Consider the following 22,087-nt stretch of genomic DNA (forward strand, 5'->3'; position numbering starts at 1 on the left):
AAGAAATGTTAGTTGAACCAATCGGGCATTTAGGTGCCGTTTTCTCACACTTGGACCTTTTGTATTCACTCAAGATTTTGAAGTGGGAGCCTTACGGCACCTTACATGCGGGGTAAAGAGAAAGCAGCCTGAAAACCGGGGCTGCATTTTCTTTCCATTATATCATAGATTTGGCTGGCTGAAGTAATGATACATGAAAGCGGGAACAGCGGTCAAAGCCTATAACAGCTTTGTTTCGTTGATCGTTAAGTAAGAACCGGGCTGTATTTCCGGACGCAAAAAGTCTTCCAAGTTACTGCTCATGACCCGAACCACTTTACATTGCTCCCCTTCCGGCTGCACGATGAGCGGGATGCCGTTCCACTGACACTGTCTTTGGTTCGAGAAATCTTCATCATGGGCAGGGAAAATGAGTTCATGCGGAACGATTGAATGGATGATCATTGGATGATGCCTCCTTCTTCTTCATTTTTGCCGGGATCATTTAGTTCAATGAGTTCATTCAACTTTTTCATCGCCTTTCCTATGCCGCCCACTTCATCTATTAACCCATATTTCACAGCTTCTTTTCCGATAATATTGGTTCCAATATCTCTCGTTAAATTTCCTTTCGCAAACATGAGGTCTTTAAATTTTTCCTCGGAAATATTGGAATGGCTAGTGACAAATTTTACAACCCGCTCTTGCATTTTATCCATGTACTCAAAGGATTGGGGAACACCGATGACAAGCCCGGTCAACCTGATGGGGTGGATGGTCATTGTGGCAGTCTCTGCGATAAAGGAATAAGAGCAGGAAACGGCTATGGGCACGCCAATGGAGTGGCCTCCTCCTAGGACAATCGAAACAGATGGCTTCGTCAAGGTAGACAACATTTCCGATATGGCCAAGCCCGCTTCCACATCACCGCCAACGGTATTTAATACGACGAGTAGTCCTTTAATATTGGGGTTTTGTTCAATCGCCGCCAATTGCGGGATAATATGTTCATATTTTGTTGTTTTATTTTGAGGAGGCAGTTGCATATGCCCCTCAATTTGGCCGATGATCGTCAAGCAATGTATGTTCGTATCCTGAGGCATTTGCGGAACATTCGTTTGCCCTAACTGTTGTATTTTCTCTATGATGCCGGAAGGCTTGTTTTCAGGTGTTTCATTCGGCGTTTCATTTGGTGTTTCAAAACGATATTCTGGATGATTGTCATTATTCATGGAGTCCTCCTGAGGTAAAGAATTCCACGTTATTATTTGCCTGTTTCCACTTTTCCATTCAAAGATAAAGCGTTCAAGAAAAACAAATTCTTGAACGCTTTTATCGCAACTGATTTATATTTCCATGATGATCGGCAAAATCATCGGCCTTCTTTTTGTGCGATCAAATAAATATTGATTGAGTTTGTCCCGGATATCTTGCTTGATTCCCGCCCAATCAAAAGAACCTTCCGCTACCGCTTGTTCCACGATTTTTCGTACGATTTTTGTGGATTCTTCGATTAATTTTTCCGATTCTCTGACATAAACAAACCCGCGTGATATAATTTCCGGTCCTGACGCGATGCGTTTATGCTTCTTGTCCAATGTGACAACAACCGTAAAAATGCCGTCCTGGGATAGTAATTTCCGGTCGCGAAGTACGATGTTTCCAACATCACCTACTCCTATGCCGTCAATTAACACATTCCCGGCAGGAACTCTGCCGCCTTGCCTCATTTTTCCGTCTTTGTATTCAATGACTTCCCCGTTTGCCGGTATAAATATGTGGTCTCTGGCCAGCCCTGTTTCTTCCGCCAGTTTCGCGTGAGAAAACAGCATGCGGTATTCTCCTTGGATCGGAATAAAATATTTGGGCTTCATTAAGTTAAGCATCAATTTTAAATCTTCCTGGCTGCCGTGGCCCGATACGTGTATTTTACGGTATGGTGTATTGACAACCGCGCCCGCCCGGTACAGAAGGTCGATCGTCTTGAACATAAATGTTTCCAACCCAACCGATGGAGTTGCTGTAATCAATACCGTATCACCTTTTTTAATATTTACCTGTCTATGGTTTTGTCTTGCCATTTTTTGTAGTGCTTCCAGCGGCTCGCCCATTGTTCCAGTGGATATAATGACAATTTCACTGTCATCATATTTGCCAATATCGGTGATTGGAATAATTAAATCCGTACCGGCAAGAGATAAATAGTTTAATTTGAGCGCTATTTCAAAGCTGCGTTCAATGCTCTTTCCTACAATAGCCACTTTCCGTCCATTTTCAAAAGCGGCATCAAGCGCTTGCTGGATTCGGATAAAATTCGACGCGAAACAAGCCACAATAATTCTTCCTGTTGCCGAATGAAAAATGGAGGACAGTTCCCTTTCCGTCACTGCCTCTGACGTAGTATAACCTGGGTGTTCCGCTTCCGTGCTGTCTGATAAAAGACACAATACCCCGGACTCGCCAATACTGGCCATTTTTCCGATTTCCGCCCTGTACAACCCGGTAGCTGCCTGGTCGAATTTAAAGTCGCCCGTATGGACAATTTTTCCTTCCGATGTTTGAATACAAATGCCTACAGAATCCGGAATGCTGTGTGTAGTATGGAAAAACGTAACTACTGCCCGGTCAAATTTCAGCCTGGAACCGGACTTGATCGTCTGGAAACGGACTGGTTTGACGCTATTTTCCTTCAGTTTTTCCTTTGCAAGGGCAATCGTTAATTTCGTTCCATATACAGGGGCATTTATTTTTTGCAGTACGTAGGGAAGCGCCCCGATGGCGTCTTCATGGCCGTGCGTTAAAAATATTCCTTTGATCCGTTCCCTTTGTTCTTCAAGCCATGTCGTATCTGGAATGACGATATCAATGCCAAGCATTTCGTTTTCTGGAAACTTGAGGCCGGCATCGATCACGAAGATCTCCTCATCCACCTCAACGACATACATATTTTTCCCAATCTCGCCCACCCCCCCAAGCGGGACAATTTTAATACTTTCGTTTTTTATTTTAGTCAAAATATTTTTCCTCCCATGGTGTTTTATTCCCGATCAAATGAAATCAGTTATGTTTTATTATACTTGATTGTTATTTCCATCTTCAACCCAACTGTCACCCAAAAAAAATAGCTACATGTTGCCAGCGCCGTCCAACAAGCAAATATGAGCTGTCTATGATACAATCCAATTAACCAACCTATGAAAAATATTAAAGGGGCAGCAATATGTATAAGGACTCTCTTTTTCACGAACTGGAAATGTACCGTTCTTTTATCCAATTTTCGGACATCCTTTTTTCCCGCCATGCTTTGGACGGCTCTTTTACATACGTATCACCAACTTCCGTTTCTTTGCTTGGGTACGAACAGGACGAATTGTTTAATACTCCTCTTTTCGAACTCATACACCCTGCGGATAAACATCAAGTTGAAGACTCCTTTTCAAGCAATATACACCAAAAAATATATTATCGTTTTCGCAAGAAGGAAGGGGATTATATATGGCTGGAAACGGCGATCATTCCCTTTCTTGATGGTGAAAAACCAAAGCAAATCTCTTGTATTTCAAGGGATGTCACATTTCAAATTGCCACTAAGGAACAATTGGAGGAGAATAAAGAAATTTATCGCCTTCTCGTGGAAAATTTTCAAGATACGGTCGGCATTATTACGAAACGCGGACATTTTATTTATATTAATGAAGCGGGGAAAAAATTGTTTGGCGTAACCGGAAAAGAAGAGCTGATCGGAAAATCCGTTTTCGACTTTCTCCCTATGGAGTCACATGCTGTTTTTCAAAAACAATTGCTGAAAACGGGTTTGAACGAGACGTTTGAGATGAAAATATCCCGCCACGATGAACAACTAAAGCATGTCCAAGTGAAATTGATCCCTACAAAATATAAGGAACGTAGTACATATCAAATTTTAATACGCGATATGACGGAACAAAAAAAGGCCGAAGAATTGATGCACCGGACTGAAAAGTTATCGGTTGTCGGCCAGCTTGCGGCCGGAATAGCTCATGAAATTAGAAATCCACTTACCGTCATTAAAGGATTTACACAGTTATTAAGCCAGGAAGAGGATAATGATTACCTGAATGTGGTTTTGGATGAACTGGAAAGAATTGAAGATATTGTGAGCGATTTGCTCATATTGGCCAAACCGCAGCCCTCCCGCTTGGAAAACCTTGATATTAGCCAACTACTTTCCAGCACCATCGACTTGTTTAAATCGGAAGCCATTTTGCATAATGTGGAAATCATACCGAATTTTGAGCTTTCAAATCCGTGGATTAAGGGTGAACCGAATAAACTGAAACAAGTATATATTAATATTATTAAAAACGCGATAGAGGCGATGCCAAAGGCTGGAGGAAAAATTTATATTACGGCGCAAAATTTAAGTTACCGCAAAATATTAACAAGGGTGCAAGATACAGGAGTAGGCATTCCGAAGGAAAGAATCCCCAATCTGGGAGAACCTTTTTACAGTACAAAGGAAAAAGGAACGGGCCTTGGATTGATGATTTGTAATCGCATCATTAAAAATCATGGCGGAACAATCAAAATTGACAGTGAACTAAACAAAGGAACTACAATCAGCATCATCATGCCTGCAGCAGACATCACCGAAAATGACGAGCTTGGCCAAGGGCCCCCTCTCCCAAAACCGGATACGGATAATGACCATAAGTGAAAATGAGGCTGGGACACAACAAAATCAGCTGAGAAAAACGAACAATACAGTGAAACTTCATTCAGTAGGCGTTTTCTTCCATCTCCTACTGATTGTTAGTTGAACCAATCGGGCATGTAGGTGCCGTTTCTCCCACTTGGACCTTTTGTATTCACGCAAGATTTTGAAGTGGGAGTCTTACGGCACCTTACATGCGGGATCAATTGTCCCAGTGTATCATACGCAAGCTTTTTGCGTAGTCAAAATATGTAGAGGAATAGCTCGAGCTGAAGATCCACAGGAAAGCGATCTTTGCTTTCCGAGGAAGCTGAAGAGACCTGCGGAAAGCGAAATATGTTGACGTAGCGATGATAGGAATTTTTTTAACACAAATAAACCGAACAATTATAAATGAATTGTTCGGTTTTTGCTATTTCGTATTTGCTTATGCCCCAGCTTAACAATTGGTTACTTTTACAGTTTTCAACAGTGCCTGCAAATTCAACCTTTCATCCTCCGTTAGAGGAACCAACGGAAGACGGACAGACCCCACATCAAATCCGGTTAACTGTAAAGCAGTCTTAACCGGTGTTGGACTGGGAGCATGGAACAGGCCCCGCATTAGTGGTAGTAATCGCTGATGAAGAAGTGCGGCATTTGCATGGTCTCCATTTAAAAAATAGCGTACCATTTCTTGTAATTCATTCCCAATGATATGGCTTGCCACCGATACGACTCCAGCACCGCCAATGGATAATACAGGCAGCGTAAAGGCGTCGTCCCCACTATACAATACGAAGTTGTCATCTGTTTCGGCAATTATTTTTGCCATCGCATCCAAATCTCCGCTTGCTTCTTTCACAGCCACAATGTTGTCTATCTTCGACAACTCAATGATTGTTTCTGGATGGATATTGACAGCTGATCTGCCCGGAATATTATATAGCATGACAGGCAGAGAAGTAGCCTCGGCAATTGAGGCAAAATGCTGATATAATCCAGTTTGGTTCGGTTTATTATAATAAGGGGCTACCAGCATAATTGCATCTACGCCTAATTGTTCTGCACGCTTCGTTAGTTCAATTGACTGATACGTATTATTACCGCCCGTACCCGCAATGACAGGTATACGGCCATCGGCCGCACGGACAGTATGATCAAAAAGGGCGAGTTTTTCTTCCGTTGTCAGTGTGGGGGATTCCCCTGTTGTTCCTGATACAACCAAAGAATCGGTCCCGTTGTTGATCAGATGGTTGACAAGTTTCATTGTTTTTTTGAAATCTATATTGCCTTTGTTATCGAATGGTGTTACCATCGCCGTTGAAACTCTGCCAAATTGAGCCATTGTATTTACACCTCAACCTTACACATATTCTATTTTTTCTTTTTGCAATTCAAACACATCATGTAAAGCATTCACGGCATCCGCTAAATCTTTTCCTTCGACAAGGACCCAAATTGTCGTATGGCTGTCTGCAGTTTGCAGAATACGGATTTCCTTTTCAGCCAGCGCAGTAACAATTTTTGCCGTAACTCCCGGAACACCGGTGATTCCCGCTCCTACAACAGAAACTTTGGCACAATGACGTTCAACTTCAGGTTCGTATCCATGTTGTTTCAAGACCTCAACGGCACGGTCAATCGTATTTTCCGGTACGGTGTAGACAACATCGTTCGGTGAAATATTAATAAAATCAACACTGATATGTTTATTGGCCATTGCTTTAAATACTTCGGATTGAAAATAATATTGCCCCTCTTTGGCCGTTACTTTAATCTGGGAAACATTTTCCACATGGGCAATACCTGTTACGAGCTGTTCGCGGACATCAGGCATGTTGTTTTTCCGGTCTAACGTTGTAACAAGTGTGCCTGGGGACTCCGAATAAGTCGAACGGATTCGCAAAGGTATTTTAGCCTGCATGGCAATTTCAACAGCCCGGGGGTGAATGACTTTCGCCCCTTGATAAGCCATGTTGCATACTTCGTTGTAAGTAACCACTGTAAGCGGACGGGCTTTTTTGACAATCCGCGGATCCGCCGTCATCATTCCCTCTACATCTGTAAAGATATCAATGTATTCGGCATTAAGCGCCGCCCCAAGAGCTGCTGCAGATGTGTCGCTCCCTCCGCGGCCAATCGTGGTGATATCTCCGTTTTCAGCCGCGCCCTGGAAGCCGGCAACGACGACCACATCATTGGTCTTTAATGCTTCGATCAGGCGCTCGCACTTCATTTTTAATATTTTTGCGTTTGTATAGTCGCGGTTTGTCACAAATCCCGCCTGCGCTCCGGAAAAAGCGGAAGCTTGAATACCTTTTTGCTTCAAAGCATGTGTAAAAACGACACTGGAAATCGTTTCTCCACATGCCAAAAGCATATCTTGCTCTCTGTTTGACAGCGTTGTTTGATTACCGCCAATCAGGCCAAGCAATGTATCCGTCGCATATGGGTCTCCCTTACGACCCATTGCGGATACAACAACGACTACTTTATACCCGTTATGAATCGCATTTATAATGTGATTTTTTGCATGTTCACGTGTTTCGCTGTTTTTGACAGATGTGCCGCCAAATTTTTGAACAATTACTTTCATGATAACACCCCGATTACGAACTATGCTGTGGAGCGTTGACTAAACCCAATTTAACCAGGCTTTCTGCGATCTGAACCGTGTTTAGTGCAGCTCCTTTAAGTAGATTATCAGAAACGATCCACATATGGAACCCATTTTTTTCATCCAAATCTTGACGGATTCTCCCAACAAAGACATCTTCTTTGCCCGCGGCCATTGCCGGCATTGGGTATAGTTGTTCTTTCGGTTCATCCTGCAATGTTACACCGGGTGCACCATTCAGGACTTCCTTCATATTTTCAACTGTTACGTCATTTTGTCCAATTTCAATATAAACCGACTCGGAATGGCCAGTTTCAACAGGAAGACGGACACATGTAGCCGCTACTTTCAAATCAGGCATGCCCATAATTTTTTTCGTCTCATTGATCATTTTCATTTCTTCAAACGTATAGCCGTTGTCTGTGAATTTGTCAATTTGCGGAATCGCGTTAAAAGCGATTTGATAATGTTTTTTATCGCCGCCAACCGGTAAGATTTGCGGCTCGTAATGTTCTTCATCCAGAATCGCTTTCGATTGATCATTCAACTCTTCGATCGCGGCTGCTCCTGCCCCGGATACCGCCTGATAAGTGGAGACAACCACTTTATTTAAGCCGAAGGCTTTTCTGATCGGCTCAAGGGCAACAACCATTTGAATAGTGGAACAATTTGGGTTTGCGATAATTCCCCGGTGGTTTTTCAATGCTTCTGCGTTTACTTCGGGAACAACGAGCGGCACCTCCGGATCCATACGGAATGCACTTGTATTATCGATCACGATTGCTCCTCGTTTAACGGCTTCTTTTGCGAACTTTTGTGAAACGCTGCCACCTGCGCTAAACAAAGCTATGTCTACCCCTTCAAATGATTCAGGAACCGCTTCTGCCACAGTGATTGTTTCTCCGTTAAATGAAACTTGCTTGCCTGCAGAACGTGCTGACGAAAGCAATGTTAATTTACGAATAGGAAAGTTCCTCTTTTCAAGTGTTTGAATAATTTGCTGGCCAACCGCACCTGTCGCTCCCATAACAGCAACATGATAGCCTGTAGAATTTGACATATAAAACTCTCCTCCCAATCCCGACAACTTTTCTTAAAAACTAGGTATTACAGGATTTATTCAATAATAATCATTCTACCACATTTTTAAAAGCTTTTAATACTGTTTTGTGGAAAAGTTGCAACAGGGCAAGAACGAGCAGGGAAAAGAGAGTTGGCGATTTCTCCTTTTCCCTTTACATTTAATCGCCATCCCGAAATCGCTCTATAATGACCGGCTGGATTTGATAGCCTTCAATGGCTGCTTCAACCGTTTCAGGGAGCATATCCATGCGTGCCACCATGGATGTCGGCTTTTTTTCCGGATTATCTTGCCCATACGGAATAAAATATATATGTTTGGCGGCCATCAACCTCATTAAGTTGACGCCATTTAACCCTAAAGCATCATTGGTTGAAATTCCCAATACAACGGGTCTCCGGTTTCGCAGTGTAGCTTTCGCGGCCATGAGGACGGGGGAATCGGTTAAAGCATTGGCGAATTTGCTCATTGAATTCCCAGTCATTGGAGCAATAACCATACAATCAAGAGGCGTTTGGGGTCCCAGCGGTTCCGCCTCTACGATAGAGCCGATTATCTTTCGGCCCGCCAGACTTTCAATTTTGGCGACCCAGTCTTCGCCTTCCCCAAATTTCGTATCGGTGTTTTTAACCGTGTATGTTACAACCGGAATAACTTCCGCCCCCAATTGAACGAGCTTTTCAATTTGCGGCAATACGGCATCATACGTGCAATGAGATCCGGTCAATCCAAAACCAATGCGTTTTCCCTTCAAACTCATGGTTACGTCCCCTTTCGTTCTTGTAAATCATCCGCAAGCAATTTTGATAGAACATTTGCCAAAATATTGCCGGCCGTTTTTGGCGCAACAATTCCAGGAAGACTAGGAGCGAGTAACGCTTTAATTCCCCGTTTTTCCGCATACCTAAAGTCTGTCCCTCCAGGCTTTGAAGCCAAATCAATAATAAGCGTATGTGAAGGCATTTGCGCAATCACAGCGGCATTGATGACAAGATGGGGGATTGTATTGATACAAATATCAATATCATTCACTTCATTTCTTAATTGACTTAAATGAAATGAATCAAGCCCCATTTCTGTCGCCCTTGCAAGATCGGCTGTTTTCCTGGATCCTACCTTGACCTTTGCTCCGAGTAAAGAAAAAGCTCTGGCAACACTCATCCCGACCCTTCCCAGCCCCAATACCGCAACCGAAGAGCCATGGATGGTAATCTCGGTGTTTTGTATCGCCATCAAAATCGTTCCTTCCACGGTAGGAATCGAGTTATATATGGCCACATCATCTCGTTCAAATAAATTGACCAGTCTTCTGTCGGCATTTTTTGTAATCTTGTTTAAATAACGATTGCTGATTCCTGAATAAACGGTACAGTGGGAAGGAGTATGGCGTAAAACTTGCTCAGTGAGGACAACTTTTTCGTTTGAAAAGATCGTTTCGATCTCCCCCTCCGGGTTTGTTCCCGGGACGGGCAATACGATGGCGTCCATTTCCGCAAAATGAATGTCATGAAGCTTCTCTTTTACTGCGCCGGTAAAAGGCTGATCCAAATGTTCAAATCCTACCAGATACACTTTGGCGTCCAGTTCGGTAAGCTTTTTGATAATTTCCAGTTGCCTCGCATCTCCCCCTATGATGACAATTTGCATATCAGTCAACATTAAGTTTCCATCATCTTCTCTATCCATGGTAAATCCCTCCGCTTCCATATTGTATGTTTAACCAGGGGATGAGTGCCTGGCATTCTATGGACGTTTATATCAATTTGTACACTGCTTCTTTAAAATGAAAGAATGCCGGTAACCTCTTTCCGATAAGAAAGAGATCCGGCATTTTGACATCTGCTTTACGATTCCTGGACTTCTAAAATAATCATATCTGACCCAATTGTTCGAATATTCCTCCAAGGAACTCTGATTTCGCCCCCAGATTTTCTCATCCATTTTCCCGTTGGAATGATTAAACTGTTTATTTCACCGGTGCCGCTGTTGATTTCCAGATCAGCCTGGCCCAGTATCCCTAATCGTTCCGCTTTTTTAAAGTCCACAATTTCTTTTCCACCCAGTTCGCTTAACCGCACCTTCCCACCTCCATATTGCTCTTTCTTTAATACAATATATAGCCCGTTCAACTGATTTAGAATGACAAAAGCACCTTAGTGAATTTCACATTGAAAGAACGAAAAATGGAAAAAGCTGGGATACAACTAAATCAGTTTGATGAAAAAACGCACAAACTTCATTCAGTAGGGCTCCTACTGAATGTTAGTTGAACCAATCGGGCATTTAGGTGCCGTTTTCTCCCACTTAGGCCTTTTGTATTCACTCAAGATTTTGAAGAGGTGTATATGGGCACCTTACATGCCGGATAAATTGTCCCAGTGTACCTTTTAGCGTAGTCAACATATGTAGACTCCTGCGGGAATAGCTCGAGCTGAAGATCTCGCAGGAAAGCGAGCTTTGCTTTTACGAGGAAGCTGAAGAGACCTGCGGAAAGCAAAATATGTTGACGTAGCGATGATAGGGATTTTTTTACAAAAATAAACCGAACAATTATAAATGAATTGTCCGGTTTTTGCTATTTCGTATTTTTATGTCCTAGTCTCAGTTAGCTGCAAGTGTCAGCTGTTTTTTGGGACTGATCAATGCCAAGGTGTATTCATCTGAAAATATCTTTTCAGCCATTTCGTTTACACAGCCTACTGTTACTTTATCAATTTCAACAATAATTTCATCTAGTGTACGGTGCTTTCTCAACAATAATTCATTTTTGCCATTTCGGCTCATTCTGCTGTTCGTGCTTTCCAATCCCAGCATTAAATTCCCTTTTAGTTGTTCTTTACTGTTGGTCAGTTCTTTATCGGTTACTCCTGCTGATTTTAAGACACTGAGTGTTTTTCGAATCGTTTCAAACAACTCATCCGCCTGATTTGATCCTGTCCCACCATAGATAGTCACCAGTCCGCTGTCCTTAAATGAAGAATGGTAAGAAAATACCGAATAGGCCAGTCCTTTTTCCTCCCGCACTTCTTGGAACAGCCGAGAAGACATGCTTCCTCCGAAAATATTGTTCATGACGATCAACTTGTATATATCTGGATGTCCGATGGGTAAACCTTCAAATCCGACACACAGATGGGCCTGCTCCGTTTCTTTTTGTCTGACCGCTCTGTTCGTTTGAAAAACAGGCTTCGTTTCGGGGGATGGCCTCCCCTTTCTTTCGAAGTTTCCAAATAAGCGCTCAATCTCATAAATAAACTGCTCGTCAATATTTCCCGCAACAGATATGACGATATTTTCGGGAATATATTTGTCTTCAACGTAAGCATTGAGCAAATCACTTGTAAAAGTAGAGAGCGATTGTTCTGTTCCCAATATGGGAAAACCAAGCGGATGTGTATCATATGCCGCTTTGCTTAATAAGTCATGAACGATATCGTCAGGTGTATCTTCATACATTTTAATTTCTTCCCGGACGACGTTTTTCTCTTTATTGAGTTCATCTTCTGCAAAGGTTGAATTGAAAAACATGTCCGCCAATGTTTCCAAAGCAAATTTTGCGTGGTTGTCCAGCACCTTGGCGTAATAGCAAGTATATTCTTTTGAAGTAAAGGCATTTACATGGCCACCGATGGAATCAAATGCTTCAGCCAATTCTTTTGCGTTTCGGGTAGTTGTCCCTTTGAAAAACATATGTTCCAAGAAATGGGAAATTCCGTTATTCTCTGTCAGTTCATCACGGGAGCCGATTCCCACCCAAATACCGATAGCTACAGAGCGAACAGTGGACATTTTTTCTAGTACGACCCTTACTCCGTTTTGGCATGTATATTTCTTTATCACTATGCTTCCTCCTGTTCGTGGTGCAAAAATCTATTGAGCAGTTTGTATTTTGATTATATATTCTTCATCCATTAATTTACTTACTGTACCGATCCTTAAATGTTTGCTTTTTATTTGAATGATTAACTGTTCCAGAGCTTGAGCGGTTGGATCGGTCGGGTGCATGAGGATCATCGCACCAGGATGGACCCTCGACATGACACGCTTCAAAATTGTACCTGGCGACGGCTTCTGCCAATCAATGGTATCCACCGTCCAAAGTACGGTTTTCATGTTCAGGTCGTGGGCGATTTCAATTGTCTCTTCCCGAAATCCCCCGCTAGGCGGGCCGAACCAGACAGGCTTTTTTCCTGTCGTGGCTTCAATCACTTCATTGGCCTTTACAATTTCTTCTCGCGCTTGGGCAGTTCCAAGCGACTCCATTTTAGGATGGCTGTAGGAGTGGTTGCCAATTTCATGGCCTCCGGCAGCAATCATTTTCGCCAAATCCGGATTTTCTTTTACCCAACGCCCTTCTAAAAAGAATGTTCCTTGTACATTGTGTTTCTTCAATGTTTGCAGAATAGACGGTAAATATTCATTTCCCCAAGCTACATTAATTAAAAGTGCGACCATTGGTTTGTCGGGATGTCCCCGGTAAATTGGCGCAGGGGGCAAGTCGTCCAAGTGTACTTTGGGCGGAATTTGTTTAAATACAAGTTTGCGCTCATCGAAAGAACGCCCTTTCATCTTTTTATAGGACGCTTCAATATCAACTTGTATTCCGTTATACCCCGGCATCGCCTTCCATACTCTGTCGATTTGCGCATCTTGCGGCGGTATGTCATATTTTTTTGCGGCAGCTTCAATTGATTTTAACAGCTTATTTTCGCTGGATGATGTTTGAACCGCTTCATTTTTTAACTGATGTACATAGGTGCTCGTAAAAGGATTAGACACGGTCAATATTGCTAGAATAGCAACTAGTCCGAAACCAAGCAAGTTTTTTGTATTCATCTCGACATTTGGCCTCCTTCAACATTACTTTATGAAGGAGGAAGACAAGGTAGACCAATTGTAGCAATATGTAAAAAGCCAGGCACAGTACCTGGCATGTAACACGTTATTCTTTTGACTGCTTTTCTTTTTGCTCTTTTAAAATGGCTTTGCGTGACAAGTTAACGCGGCCTTGCTGATCGATTTCAATCACTTTTACAAGCAGTTCGTCACCGAGCGATACAACATCCTCGACTTTGTTCACTCTTTCTTCTGCCAATTGGGAAATATGGACAAGTCCATCTTTTCCTGGGAACAATTCGAGAAACGCGCCAAATTTTTCGATCCGCTTTACTTTTCCTAAATACACTTGCCCCACGGATACTTCGCGAACGAGATCTTCGATAATCTTTTTCGCTTTCTGGTTCATTGTATCGTCAGCTGATGCAATAAACACGGTTCCGTCTTGCTCTATATCAATTTTAACTCCGGTTTCCTCGATGATTTTGTTAATTTGTTTTCCGCTTGGTCCAATTACATCCCGGATTTTATCTGGATTAATATGAAGTGTGACGATTTTCGGCGCATATGGCGATAATTCTTTGCGCGGCTCGGAGATCGCTGCCATCATCGATTTAAGAATGACCATGCGCCCTTCTTTCGCCTGTAGCAAGGCTTCTTCAAGAATTTCCTTGGAGAGCCCTTCTATTTTAATATCCATCTGCAACGCCGTTATACCGTTTTTCGTTCCAGCCACTTTAAAGTCCATATCACCCAGGTGATCTTCCATTCCTTGAATGTCGGTAAGGATTGTGTAATGATCTCCGGATTTCACAAGTCCCATGGCAATACCGGCAACAGGCGCCTTGATGGGAACACCTGCATCCATCATCGCAAGCGTGCTCGCGCAAATACTTGCTTGCGAGGTAGATCCGTTGGATTCCAATACTTCCGACACAAGACGTATCGTATAAGGAAATTCAACCTCATTTGGTATGATTGGTTCTAAAGCACGTTCGCCGAGTGCCCCGTGGCCAATTTCCCTTCTGCCGGGACCGCGAATGGGTCCAGTTTCACCGACACTGAAGTGAGGGAAATTGTAGTGATGCATAAATCGCTTCGATTCTTCGATTCCTAGTCCATCCAATATTTGGACATCCCCCAGCGCTCCAAGGGTACATATGCTTAGGGCCTGTGTTTGACCTCTTGTAAACAGACCAGAACCGTGGGTTCTTGCCAACAGGCGAACCTCAGATTGAAGCGGCCTGATTTCATCCGGTTTTCTTCCGTCGGGACGAACTTTTTCAACTGTAATCAAGCGGCGTACTTCTTCTTTTACGAGATGGTCCAAAATATAGCTTACTTGCTTTAACGTATCTTCATCGGTCGTTTCCCGTCCGGTAAAGTCAGCAATCACCTCGTCCTTTACGGATTGAATGGCTTCTTCGCGGGCGTGTTTTTCTTCAACCTGTATCGCCGCAACCAACGATTGCTCGCACATGGAACGAACTTCTGTATCTAATTCCTGATCAACTTCAAAAAGTTCAACTTCCCTTTTTTCTTTACCAACTTGTTGAACAATTTCCTCCTGAAAAGCAATTAAGCGTTTAATTTCTTCATGCCCAAACATGATCGCTTCCAGCATCGTTTCTTCAGGAACCTCATCCGCACCGGCTTCCACCATATTAATGGCATCTTTCGTTCCGGCAACAGTCAGGTCAATATCACTTTTCTCCATTTGTTCCACTGTCGGATTAATGACAAAATGGCCATCCACTCTTCCGACAACGACTCCCGCAATTGGTCCTTCAAACGGAATATCAGATATGGAAAGCGCCAGGGATGATCCAAACATGGCCGCCATTTCGGATGAGCAGTTTTGGTCGACACTCATGACAATACTGACGACTTGGACTTCATTCCGGAAGCCGTCCGGAAAAAGCGGCCTGATTGGCCGATCGATCAAGCGGCTCGCCAAAATCGCTTTTTCACTCGGGCGTCCTTCTCTTTTAATGAATCCTCCCGGGATTTTTCCAACAGCATATAAACGTTCTTCATAATTGACTGTCAAAGGAAAAAAGTCAACTGATTTTGCTTCTTTTGAAGCTGTAGCGGTGCTTAAAACTGCCGTGTCCCCATATCGGACAAAAACAGCACCGTTTGCTTGTTTGGCCAATTGGCCGACTTCAACGGTCAGTTTCCGACCGGCCCATTCTATGGCAAAAACTTTCTTTTCATGGCTCATAGTGAGTAACGCCTCTCTTTCATATACGAATAAATTTTATTAAAGAGGATAGATGAACGCACCTGCCCGCATGTAACTGAACATTCGACAAGAATATGATCCCTGTCATATCCATGTCCAATGTTCAGTCTATATATGCCGGAGTTTTGTATATTTTCTCACGGCACATTTGTCATTTGCTGGGTTCAGGATTTGTCATCTTCTCTTTTTTATCCTAACAAAAAAGCGGGAGATGATCCCGCTTTTTTAAGCTGACTCCCCACGATTTTATCGACGCAGGCCAAGTCTGTCGATTAATTCACGATAACGCTGCACATCTTTGTTGCGCAGGTATGTCAATAAATTCCGGCGCCGTCCAACCATTTTCATTAATCCCCGTCTTGAATGATGATCTTTTTTGTGGGTTCGAAGATGTTGGTTCAAATTATTGATCTCTTCGGTCAAAACCGCAATTTGTACTTCCGGAGAACCGGTATCTGTTTCATGAATTCGATATTGGCTGATAATATCATTTTTTCGTTCTTGAGAAATGGACAACTGCCTTCACCTCCTGTTTTTCATCCCCTGTTACCGAGCAAGCGTCGGTGAGTCGCATTGCCAAGCAACGGTTCTAAGATACTGTTTTAGGATACATCTTTCTTTTGGAAAAATCAAGTTTAAAAATAGGTCAAGCTTGCAAAAAGTCGGATGCTCTTACAATGTCATATGCAATTTGAGCTTTCAAATCCTCTAAACTATGAAACTTTTTTTCATCCCTTATTCTGTGCCGCCACTCGATTGTGACTTCCTCGCCATAGATTGAACGCTTGAAATGGAGAAGATGTACCTCAATAGATAAATGGGATTGACCCGGATCATGAAAAGTCGGTTTATAACCAATATTACACACACCTTTTTCCCAACGCCCATTAACGAAGAGCCGCACTGCGTAAACGCCGGGTTTGGGGATAATATAATCCTCATTTAATTGGATATTTGCCGTTGGAAAGCTGAGCTGTCTACCGCGTTTCTCTCCGTGGATGACAGTGCCTTTCGTTTCATAATAGCGCCCCAGAAACGTTATAACTGATTCGGTGTCCCCTTCCCGAAGCTTTTCTCGAATGGCGGTGGAGCTTATTTTTTCATTGCCTTCTTCCATTTTGGTTACAGTCGTTACTTGCAATATCCCCATCCCATGGTGCGGAAGCGTATCCATCGTGCCCTTTCCGTATTTGCCATATGTAAAATCAAACCCGGCAACGACATGCCGAACATTCAAATCGATTACATACTGCTGTACAAATTGCGCCGGGTCAAGATTAGCGAAAGAGGACGTGAATCGGACGATAAACAAATAGTCTATTCCCAGCTTGGATATCAAGTCAGCTTTTTCTTTTAAAGGTGTGATATATTCCACCGGACGATTTTCCTGCGAAAGGACAACCGACGGGTGGGGATCAAACGTCATAACAGCACTTTTCCAGCCGCTATTCACTGCCGCGGCTTTAGCCGTTTCGATGACTTTCCTATGGCCAAGATGAACTCCGTCAAAAAATCCAAGAGCCATGACAAGCGGCGGGAAATCGTGCTGCTGAAAGGTATGAGGATGCTGGACCATTAACACTTTCACTCTATGTTCACCTAATTTCATTTGTTTCTAGAACTTTGACTGGTTTAATTTGTCCGGGTTTTTCGGGATGATTTTTATAGATGGCGATTGCTTTAGATTTATGCGCCAAAACAGTTTCGTCGCCTGGCCAATGCTCCGGTTCAGGCAGAACCGCACCATTTCGTACTTTTATCGCTAATTTATCACTAATTGCAAGATGCGGCAAATGAGAAATCCCTTTTTCCAGCGGAAAAATCGCTTCCGCCGCCTTCCCTGCTTGGACCAGTTTTTCAAGCTCTTCAAACGTCACACAGTCATCTTCCCGAAACGAAGCGGATGCTGTTCTGACGAGGTCCGACATATGTGCTGGATAGCCAAGCTTCTCCCCAATCATAACGGCAAGTGTTCGGATGTAGGTTCCCTTGCTGCATTGAACAGAGAAACGAAAAGACAGCAAGCCGTCTTGCAGCTCAACAGCGTTTTCCAATAATTGGATATGATAGATATAAACAGTTCTTTCCGGCCGCTCAACAGTGATGCCTGCACGGGCATATTCATATAAACGCTTCCCTTTTACTTTTACAGCTGAATACATCGGAGGAATCTGCTTTAATTCTCCTTTGAACGACTGCAGGACTTCTTCGATTCTCTCCAGGGGAAAAATCTCTTGTACCAATCTCTTTTCGACAATATCACCGGATGAGTCCTCTGTTGTTGTAGAGGTTCCAAGTGTCACTTCGCCTTCATACTCTTTTCCTGCATTCGTTATATATTCGGCAATTTTCGTCGCCCTGCCAAGACAAATGGGTAAAACCCCCGTAACATCCGGGTCGAGAGTGCCGGTATGGCCAACTTTTTTGATCCCGAGCCTTTTTCGAACTTTGTAAACACAATCATGGGATGTCATCCCTTTGGGCTTCCAGATTGGTAAAATCCCTTCCAACCGCACTTAACCTCCTCGCTTATGAATGACGCCCGCACCTTCCTGCTCTCAATATGAATAACCAGCCCCGAAACGCCAAGTAGGCGCACGGGCCCGATCGACAAGCTGATCCTTTTATGAAAGAAATCTCTTTAGAATAGCAAGCTCCTTGCCAAACTAAGACACGATACACTTGTGATCTAGGGCAAAAGCGGATATTGCCATCCTTATGGCCTTATGCCGAGCTTATACATCCAACCGCCTTGTGGACAAAGCGGATATTGCCATCCTTGGCCGGCTGCTGGCTCAAAGCGGCGCATCCGTGTCACTTCGCCATGCACTTGGACGCCCTGTCCAGCGACTCGCTCAAGCCTTGCAAAAGCAGCAGTCGCTCTTCGTACGATGATATCGCTGCCGGAGACTTCTTTTGGCCTATTACTTCCCATGCACTAAGACGTCCTGTCCGGCGAGAATTGGAGCGGGCATATCATTTCTTTCCTTTCAATTCCACTTTTTTGATCTGATGAAGAACACATCGTTTAGCACCAAGCCTGAAGACGCAGATGATTGTCTGGCTGCTTTTATCATGTCTCTGTTATCTTTCCTAACGAGGAAAAAAGGATAGACCGGGCGTCTATCCTATTCTCCATTCAATTCTTTCAACAGCTTTTCAATTTTATCTCCATATTGAATGGATTCATCAAATTCAAAGCTTATTTCCGGGGTTTTACGGAGCCGTATTCTTTGCCCGATTTCGGATCTGATAAAACCAGTGGCTTTTGCCAATCCCTTTAAAGTGTTCTCCTTTTCCTCCTCGTTTCCAAGGACGGATATAAACACTTTTGCTTGCTGAAGATCACCGGTCACCTGTACATCGGTGACTGTTACAAACCCTACCCGCGGATCTTTAATCTTGCGAGAAATAATTTCTCCCAGTTCTTTTTTCATTTGTTCTGCCACACGATGGGCTCGCAGACTCATTTTCGACACCTCACATTACAGCCATTCATACGTAGTTCCGATTCTCTCCCACTCTGGAAAAGAGTCGAGGAATTCAATGGCATGTTCCAATTCATGTTCAGCCCTTTTCCTGGTGGAAGCAACAGCGGCAATCGCAATTTCAGTACGCTGCCATAAGTCCTGATGCTTCACCTCGGCAATCGAAATATTAAACTTTTGTTTGGCCCTTGTCAGTATACGCTTGACGATTGATCGTTTATCCTTGAGCGAATGGGTATTGTATATACGAAATTCTATCAATGCAAAGCCGATCAAGCACGTTCAACTTCTTCCATTAGGAAAGCCTCGATGACATCTCCTTCTTTTACGTCATTGAAGTTTTTAATCGTAATCCCGCACTCGTATCCTTGGGCGACTTCTTTAACGTTGTCTTTAAAACGTTTTAAATCGTCAATTTCGCCTTCAAAAATAACAATGCCATCACGAATCAGGCGGACTCCGCTGTCGCGGGTGATTTTTCCATCTGTTACGTAGGAACCAGCAATTGTACCGATTTTGGAAACTTTGAATGTTTGTCTTACTTCCGCCTGGCCAATTACTTTTTCCTCATATTCAGGATCAAGCATCCCTTTCATGGCTGCTTCAATTTCTTCAATAGCCTTGTAGATAATCCGGTGCAGACGTATGTCCACATTCTCGGATTCAGCCGCCCGCTTAGCATTGACATCCGGACGGACATTAAAGCCAATGACGATGGCATTGGAAGCCGCGGCCAAGGTAATGTCAGATTCATTGATGGCCCCGACACCGGAATGAATGATTTTGATATTGACGCCATCCACTTCGATTTTCTGTAAAGAAGCCGCCAATGCTTCAGCAGAGCCTTGTACGTCGGCCTTGATGATGACATGGAGGTCTTTCATTTCTCCTTGCTTCATGTGCTCAAACAGCGTATCAAGGCTTACACGGGATCTTTCATTTCTTAATGCTTGCAATGCCTGTTGAGAACGAGCCTCCCCGACTTGGCGGGCTGTTTTTTCATCCTCGAACACGACAAACCGATCACCTGCTTGCGGTACATCATTCAATCCGGTAATTTCAACAGGGGTAGAAGGTCCAGCTTTTTTTACTCTTCGCCCCATATCATTCACCATGGCCCGTACACGTCCATGCGTATTACCGGCAACGATTGGGTCTCCCACTTTTAATGTACCATTTTGAACGAGTAGTGTGGCAACCGGGCCGCGTCCTTTATCAAGCTGGGCTTCGATCACGGTGCCAAGGGCAAGCCTTGCTGGGTTTGCTTTTAATTCTTCTACTTCGCTCACAAGGAGAACCATCTCAAGTAACGAATCGATTCCTTCTCCTTTTAAAGCAGAAATGGGAACAAAAATGGTATCTCCGCCCCAATCTTCCGGAACAAGCCCATGTTCAGTCAATTCCTGCATCACACGATCCGGATTGGCGGTTGGTTTATCAATTTTATTGACGGCTACAATAATGGGAACTTCTGCCGCTTTCGCGTGATTAATCGCTTCAACAGTTTGCGGCATGACACCGTCATCTGCGGCAACGACCAAAATGGTAATGTCGGTTACTTTCGCTCCTCTTGCACGCATTGTTGTAAACGCGGCATGTCCCGGCGTATCTAAAAATGTGATTTTTTTGCCGTTTGAATCAATTTGGTAGGCACCGATATGCTGGGTAATGCCGCCAGCTTCTCCGGCAGTCACCTTAGTATTCCGTAAAGAATCAAGCAACGTCGTTTTTCCATGGTCAACGTGTCCCATAATGGTAACGACTGCTGGTCTTTCCACCATTTCTTTTTCTTGATCTTCGGTAAAATACACTTCAAGGTCCGTTTTATCAATTTGAATCTCTTCTTCTACTTCCACACCATATTCGGCGCAAACTAATTCGATCGCATCTTTGTCAAGCTCCTGATTAATCGTTGCGATCACACCGAGCATAAAGAGCTTTTTGATAATCTCGGACGGTTCTCTATGAAGCTTTTTAGCAAGTTCAGCCACTGAGAGAGATTCCGTAAAAGTGATTTTTTCCGGAAGTTCTTTTTGTTTCGGCGGAGCAGGCTGATGTTGGTGTTGCTTTTGGCGCTGGCGTTGTTGATTTTGCTTCCTGTTGCGATTCGGTCCTTTGTTTCCGCCTTTGAATTGGCTTTTTCCGTGCTGTCTTTGCCCGCTTTCGCTCTTTTGATTGTTCGGTTTATGATTCCGTCCGTTCTTGGCATTTTGCTGGCTTCCTTGGGCATTTTGCTGGCTTCCTTGAGCATTTTGTCCCTGCTGCTGGGGTTTGTAATTTTTCTGTCTCCCCTGCTGGCCGGTTGCTCCGCTTTTGCGGTTATCTTTTCCTTGCGTCTTTATGTTCTCCGTACTTCTCTGCCGCCCATGATTTGGTTTTTCTTTCCGTTTCGCATCTTGCGGCCGGGATTCTTTCTTTTTAAAAATGGCGTCAAGCTTCGTAACCGTTCCTCCCTCAATTGTTGACATATGGTTGGCTACTTCTATATTCATGCCTTTCAGCTTATCAATAACATCCTTGCTGGTAATACCTTGTTTTTTTGCATATTCATATACACGCATTTTACTCATATGTTCACCCCCGTTTATTCATAAAGCAAAGCAGCAATTTTTTCAGCAAAACCCGCTTCCAATATCGCTGCCACAACCCTCGCATCCTTGCCAATGGCATGGCCGAGTGTTTTTCTAGTGTCTACATGCCGTAAAGGCACATGGTAATATTGGCATTTATCCTTGATTTTCTTTGCCGTATTATGGGAGGCGTCTTTCGCCAAAATGACCAGTTTGGCACGTCCACTCTGGATTTCCTTGACTACCAGTTCTTCCCCTGAAACAACTTTCCTGGCCCGATGTGCCAGACCAAGTAACGACATCCCTTTAGCTTGTTTCACTTGTTTTCCTCTTCAACAAGAGAAAGAAGTTCTTCGTATACATCGTCTGTGACATCTGCCTGTAAATGATTCGCCAGAATATTTTTTCTTCGTGCATTCATGATGACTTCCCTGTCTTTTGACAGGTAAGCCCCTCTCCCGGACTTTTTCCCCGTTACATCAACAGATATCTCACCTTCTTTGGAACGGACAATCCGAATCATTTCTTTCTTTGGCTTCATCTCTCCCGTTGCTACACATTTGCGGAGTGGTATCTTTCTCTTTTTTACCATCTTG

The 22,087-nt window shown here is 43.5% G+C and carries 22 protein-coding genes; 1 reads left to right on the top strand and 21 read right to left on the bottom strand.

Annotated elements, in window-relative coordinates:
• Positions 1-219: 219 nt before the first annotated feature.
• The 3 genes from MHB50_RS09735 to MHB50_RS09745 form a co-directional block, all read right to left on the bottom strand.
• The gene (locus MHB50_RS09735; RefSeq protein WP_205179881.1) at positions 220-444 is read right to left on the bottom strand and encodes a YlzJ-like family protein; all 225 of its coding nucleotides are present in this window, start codon (positions 442-444) and stop codon (positions 220-222) included.
• The gene (locus MHB50_RS09740) at positions 441-1,211 is read right to left on the bottom strand and encodes a ClpP family protease (protein WP_077111679.1); all 771 of its coding nucleotides are present in this window, start codon (positions 1,209-1,211) and stop codon (positions 441-443) included. Before MHB50_RS09740 ends, MHB50_RS09735 begins: the two co-directional genes overlap by 4 nt.
• 114 nt (positions 1,212-1,325) lie before the next feature.
• The gene (locus MHB50_RS09745; protein ID WP_339163450.1) at positions 1,326-2,993 is read right to left on the bottom strand and encodes a ribonuclease J; all 1,668 of its coding nucleotides are present in this window, start codon (positions 2,991-2,993) and stop codon (positions 1,326-1,328) included.
• A gap of 206 nt (positions 2,994-3,199) precedes the next feature.
• On the opposite strand from MHB50_RS09745, the gene MHB50_RS09750 reads away from it, so the two are divergent.
• On the top strand, positions 3,200-4,675 hold the full coding sequence (locus MHB50_RS09750; RefSeq protein WP_340085205.1) for a PAS domain S-box protein: 1,476 nt from the start codon (positions 3,200-3,202) through the stop codon (positions 4,673-4,675).
• Between the two features lie 436 nt (positions 4,676-5,111).
• Here MHB50_RS09750 and dapA read toward each other — a convergent pair whose 3' ends face one another.
• From dapA to MHB50_RS09840, 18 genes are all read right to left on the bottom strand, one after another.
• The gene (gene dapA, locus MHB50_RS09755; RefSeq protein ID WP_205179883.1) at positions 5,112-5,999 is read right to left on the bottom strand and encodes a 4-hydroxy-tetrahydrodipicolinate synthase; all 888 of its coding nucleotides are present in this window, start codon (positions 5,997-5,999) and stop codon (positions 5,112-5,114) included.
• Positions 6,000-6,017: 18 nt separating this feature from the next.
• Positions 6,018-7,250: an aspartate kinase gene (gene dapG / locus MHB50_RS09760; protein WP_205179884.1), complete on the bottom strand. Its 1,233-nt coding sequence runs from the start codon at positions 7,248-7,250 to the stop codon at positions 6,018-6,020.
• 13 nt (positions 7,251-7,263) lie between these two features.
• Positions 7,264-8,331 (bottom strand): aspartate-semialdehyde dehydrogenase, encoded by a 1,068-nt coding sequence (gene asd / locus MHB50_RS09765; RefSeq protein WP_205179885.1) that lies wholly within the window; start codon positions 8,329-8,331, stop codon positions 7,264-7,266.
• 181 nt (positions 8,332-8,512) lie between these two features.
• Entirely contained in the window at positions 8,513-9,112 is a 600-nt protein-coding gene (gene dpaB, locus MHB50_RS09770; RefSeq protein ID WP_077111685.1) for a dipicolinate synthase subunit B, read from the bottom strand.
• A gap of 2 nt (positions 9,113-9,114) precedes the next feature.
• Positions 9,115-10,011, bottom strand: coding sequence for a dipicolinic acid synthetase subunit A (gene dpaA / locus MHB50_RS09775; RefSeq protein WP_205179928.1), 897 nt, complete (start codon positions 10,009-10,011; stop codon positions 9,115-9,117).
• 185 nt (positions 10,012-10,196) lie between these two features.
• The gene (locus MHB50_RS09780) at positions 10,197-10,430 is read right to left on the bottom strand and encodes a YlmC/YmxH family sporulation protein (RefSeq protein WP_340085206.1); all 234 of its coding nucleotides are present in this window, start codon (positions 10,428-10,430) and stop codon (positions 10,197-10,199) included.
• 523 nt (positions 10,431-10,953) lie between these two features.
• Positions 10,954-12,192: a pitrilysin family protein gene (locus MHB50_RS09785; RefSeq protein WP_205179887.1), complete on the bottom strand. Its 1,239-nt coding sequence runs from the start codon at positions 12,190-12,192 to the stop codon at positions 10,954-10,956.
• A gap of 30 nt (positions 12,193-12,222) precedes the next feature.
• Positions 12,223-13,188 carry a polysaccharide deacetylase family protein gene (locus MHB50_RS09790; protein WP_205179898.1) on the bottom strand — a complete coding sequence of 322 codons (966 nt, stop codon included), beginning with the start codon at positions 13,186-13,188 and terminating at the stop codon, positions 12,223-12,225.
• 106 nt (positions 13,189-13,294) lie between these two features.
• Complete coding sequence (gene pnp, locus MHB50_RS09795) at positions 13,295-15,412, bottom strand: polyribonucleotide nucleotidyltransferase (RefSeq protein ID WP_077111689.1); 2,118 nt, start codon at positions 15,410-15,412, stop codon at positions 13,295-13,297.
• A 267-nt stretch (positions 15,413-15,679) separates the two neighbouring features.
• Positions 15,680-15,949, bottom strand: a complete 270-nt coding sequence (gene rpsO / locus MHB50_RS09800) for a 30S ribosomal protein S15 (protein ID WP_077111690.1) — start codon at positions 15,947-15,949, stop codon at positions 15,680-15,682.
• A 130-nt stretch (positions 15,950-16,079) separates the two neighbouring features.
• Positions 16,080-17,021, bottom strand: a complete 942-nt coding sequence (gene ribF, locus MHB50_RS09805) for a bifunctional riboflavin kinase/FAD synthetase (protein ID WP_205179900.1) — start codon at positions 17,019-17,021, stop codon at positions 16,080-16,082.
• A 7-nt stretch (positions 17,022-17,028) separates the two neighbouring features.
• Positions 17,029-17,943, bottom strand: coding sequence for a tRNA pseudouridine(55) synthase TruB (gene truB, locus MHB50_RS09810; RefSeq protein ID WP_205179902.1), 915 nt, complete (start codon positions 17,941-17,943; stop codon positions 17,029-17,031).
• Between the two features lie 206 nt (positions 17,944-18,149).
• A complete protein-coding gene (locus MHB50_RS09815) occupies positions 18,150-18,368 on the bottom strand; it encodes a hypothetical protein (RefSeq protein WP_205179905.1) in 219 nt (72 codons plus the stop codon).
• 193 nt (positions 18,369-18,561) lie between these two features.
• Positions 18,562-18,903, bottom strand: a complete 342-nt coding sequence (gene rbfA / locus MHB50_RS09820; protein WP_077111693.1) for a 30S ribosome-binding factor RbfA — start codon at positions 18,901-18,903, stop codon at positions 18,562-18,564.
• A gap of 15 nt (positions 18,904-18,918) precedes the next feature.
• Positions 18,919-19,197 (bottom strand): DUF503 domain-containing protein, encoded by a 279-nt coding sequence (locus MHB50_RS09825; RefSeq protein WP_077111694.1) that lies wholly within the window; start codon positions 19,195-19,197, stop codon positions 18,919-18,921.
• A complete protein-coding gene (gene infB / locus MHB50_RS09830; RefSeq protein WP_339163463.1) occupies positions 19,194-21,491 on the bottom strand; it encodes a translation initiation factor IF-2 in 2,298 nt (765 codons plus the stop codon). The genes MHB50_RS09825 and infB overlap by 4 nt, the downstream gene beginning before the upstream one ends.
• Before the next feature lie 14 nt (positions 21,492-21,505).
• Positions 21,506-21,793 (bottom strand): YlxQ family RNA-binding protein, encoded by a 288-nt coding sequence (locus tag MHB50_RS09835; protein WP_077111832.1) that lies wholly within the window; start codon positions 21,791-21,793, stop codon positions 21,506-21,508.
• 14 nt (positions 21,794-21,807) lie between these two features.
• The gene (locus MHB50_RS09840; RefSeq protein WP_077111696.1) at positions 21,808-22,083 is read right to left on the bottom strand and encodes a YlxR family protein; all 276 of its coding nucleotides are present in this window, start codon (positions 22,081-22,083) and stop codon (positions 21,808-21,810) included.
• Positions 22,084-22,087 lie beyond the last annotated feature (4 nt).

This window comes from Siminovitchia sp. FSL H7-0308 (assembly GCF_037980985.1).
GTDB classification, from domain to species: domain Bacteria; phylum Bacillota; class Bacilli; order Bacillales; family Bacillaceae_C; genus Siminovitchia; species Siminovitchia thermophila.

Excerpts from the sequence above, each read along its gene's own strand:
- MHB50_RS09735 (WP_205179881.1), bottom strand. The coding sequence starts at position 444 with ATGATCATCCATTCAATCGTTCCGCATGAACTCATTTTCCCTGCCCAT.
- MHB50_RS09740 (WP_077111679.1), bottom strand. The coding sequence starts at position 1,211 with ATGAATAATGACAATCATCCAGAATATCGTTTTGAAACACCAAATGAA.
- MHB50_RS09750 (WP_340085205.1), top strand. The coding sequence starts at position 3,200 with ATGTATAAGGACTCTCTTTTTCACGAACTGGAAATGTACCGTTCTTTT.
- dapA (WP_205179883.1), bottom strand. The coding sequence starts at position 5,999 with ATGGCTCAATTTGGCAGAGTTTCAACGGCGATGGTAACACCATTCGAT.
- dapG (WP_205179884.1), bottom strand. The coding sequence starts at position 7,250 with ATGAAAGTAATTGTTCAAAAATTTGGCGGCACATCTGTCAAAAACAGC.
- asd (WP_205179885.1), bottom strand. The coding sequence starts at position 8,331 with ATGTCAAATTCTACAGGCTATCATGTTGCTGTTATGGGAGCGACAGGT.
- dpaB (WP_077111685.1), bottom strand. The coding sequence starts at position 9,112 with ATGAGTTTGAAGGGAAAACGCATTGGTTTTGGATTGACCGGATCTCAT.
- dpaA (WP_205179928.1), bottom strand. The coding sequence starts at position 10,011 with ATGTTGACTGATATGCAAATTGTCATCATAGGGGGAGATGCGAGGCAA.
- MHB50_RS09790 (WP_205179898.1), bottom strand. The coding sequence starts at position 13,188 with ATGAATACAAAAAACTTGCTTGGTTTCGGACTAGTTGCTATTCTAGCA.
- pnp (WP_077111689.1), bottom strand. The coding sequence starts at position 15,412 with ATGAGCCATGAAAAGAAAGTTTTTGCCATAGAATGGGCCGGTCGGAAA.
- MHB50_RS09815 (WP_205179905.1), bottom strand. The coding sequence starts at position 18,368 with ATGGGAAGTAATAGGCCAAAAGAAGTCTCCGGCAGCGATATCATCGTA.
- rbfA (WP_077111693.1), bottom strand. The coding sequence starts at position 18,903 with ATGAGTCTGCGAGCCCATCGTGTGGCAGAACAAATGAAAAAAGAACTG.
- infB (WP_339163463.1), bottom strand. The coding sequence starts at position 21,491 with ATGAGTAAAATGCGTGTATATGAATATGCAAAAAAACAAGGTATTACC.
- MHB50_RS09835 (WP_077111832.1), bottom strand. The coding sequence starts at position 21,793 with ATGTCGTTACTTGGTCTGGCACATCGGGCCAGGAAAGTTGTTTCAGGG.
- MHB50_RS09840 (WP_077111696.1), bottom strand. The coding sequence starts at position 22,083 with ATGGTAAAAAAGAGAAAGATACCACTCCGCAAATGTGTAGCAACGGGA.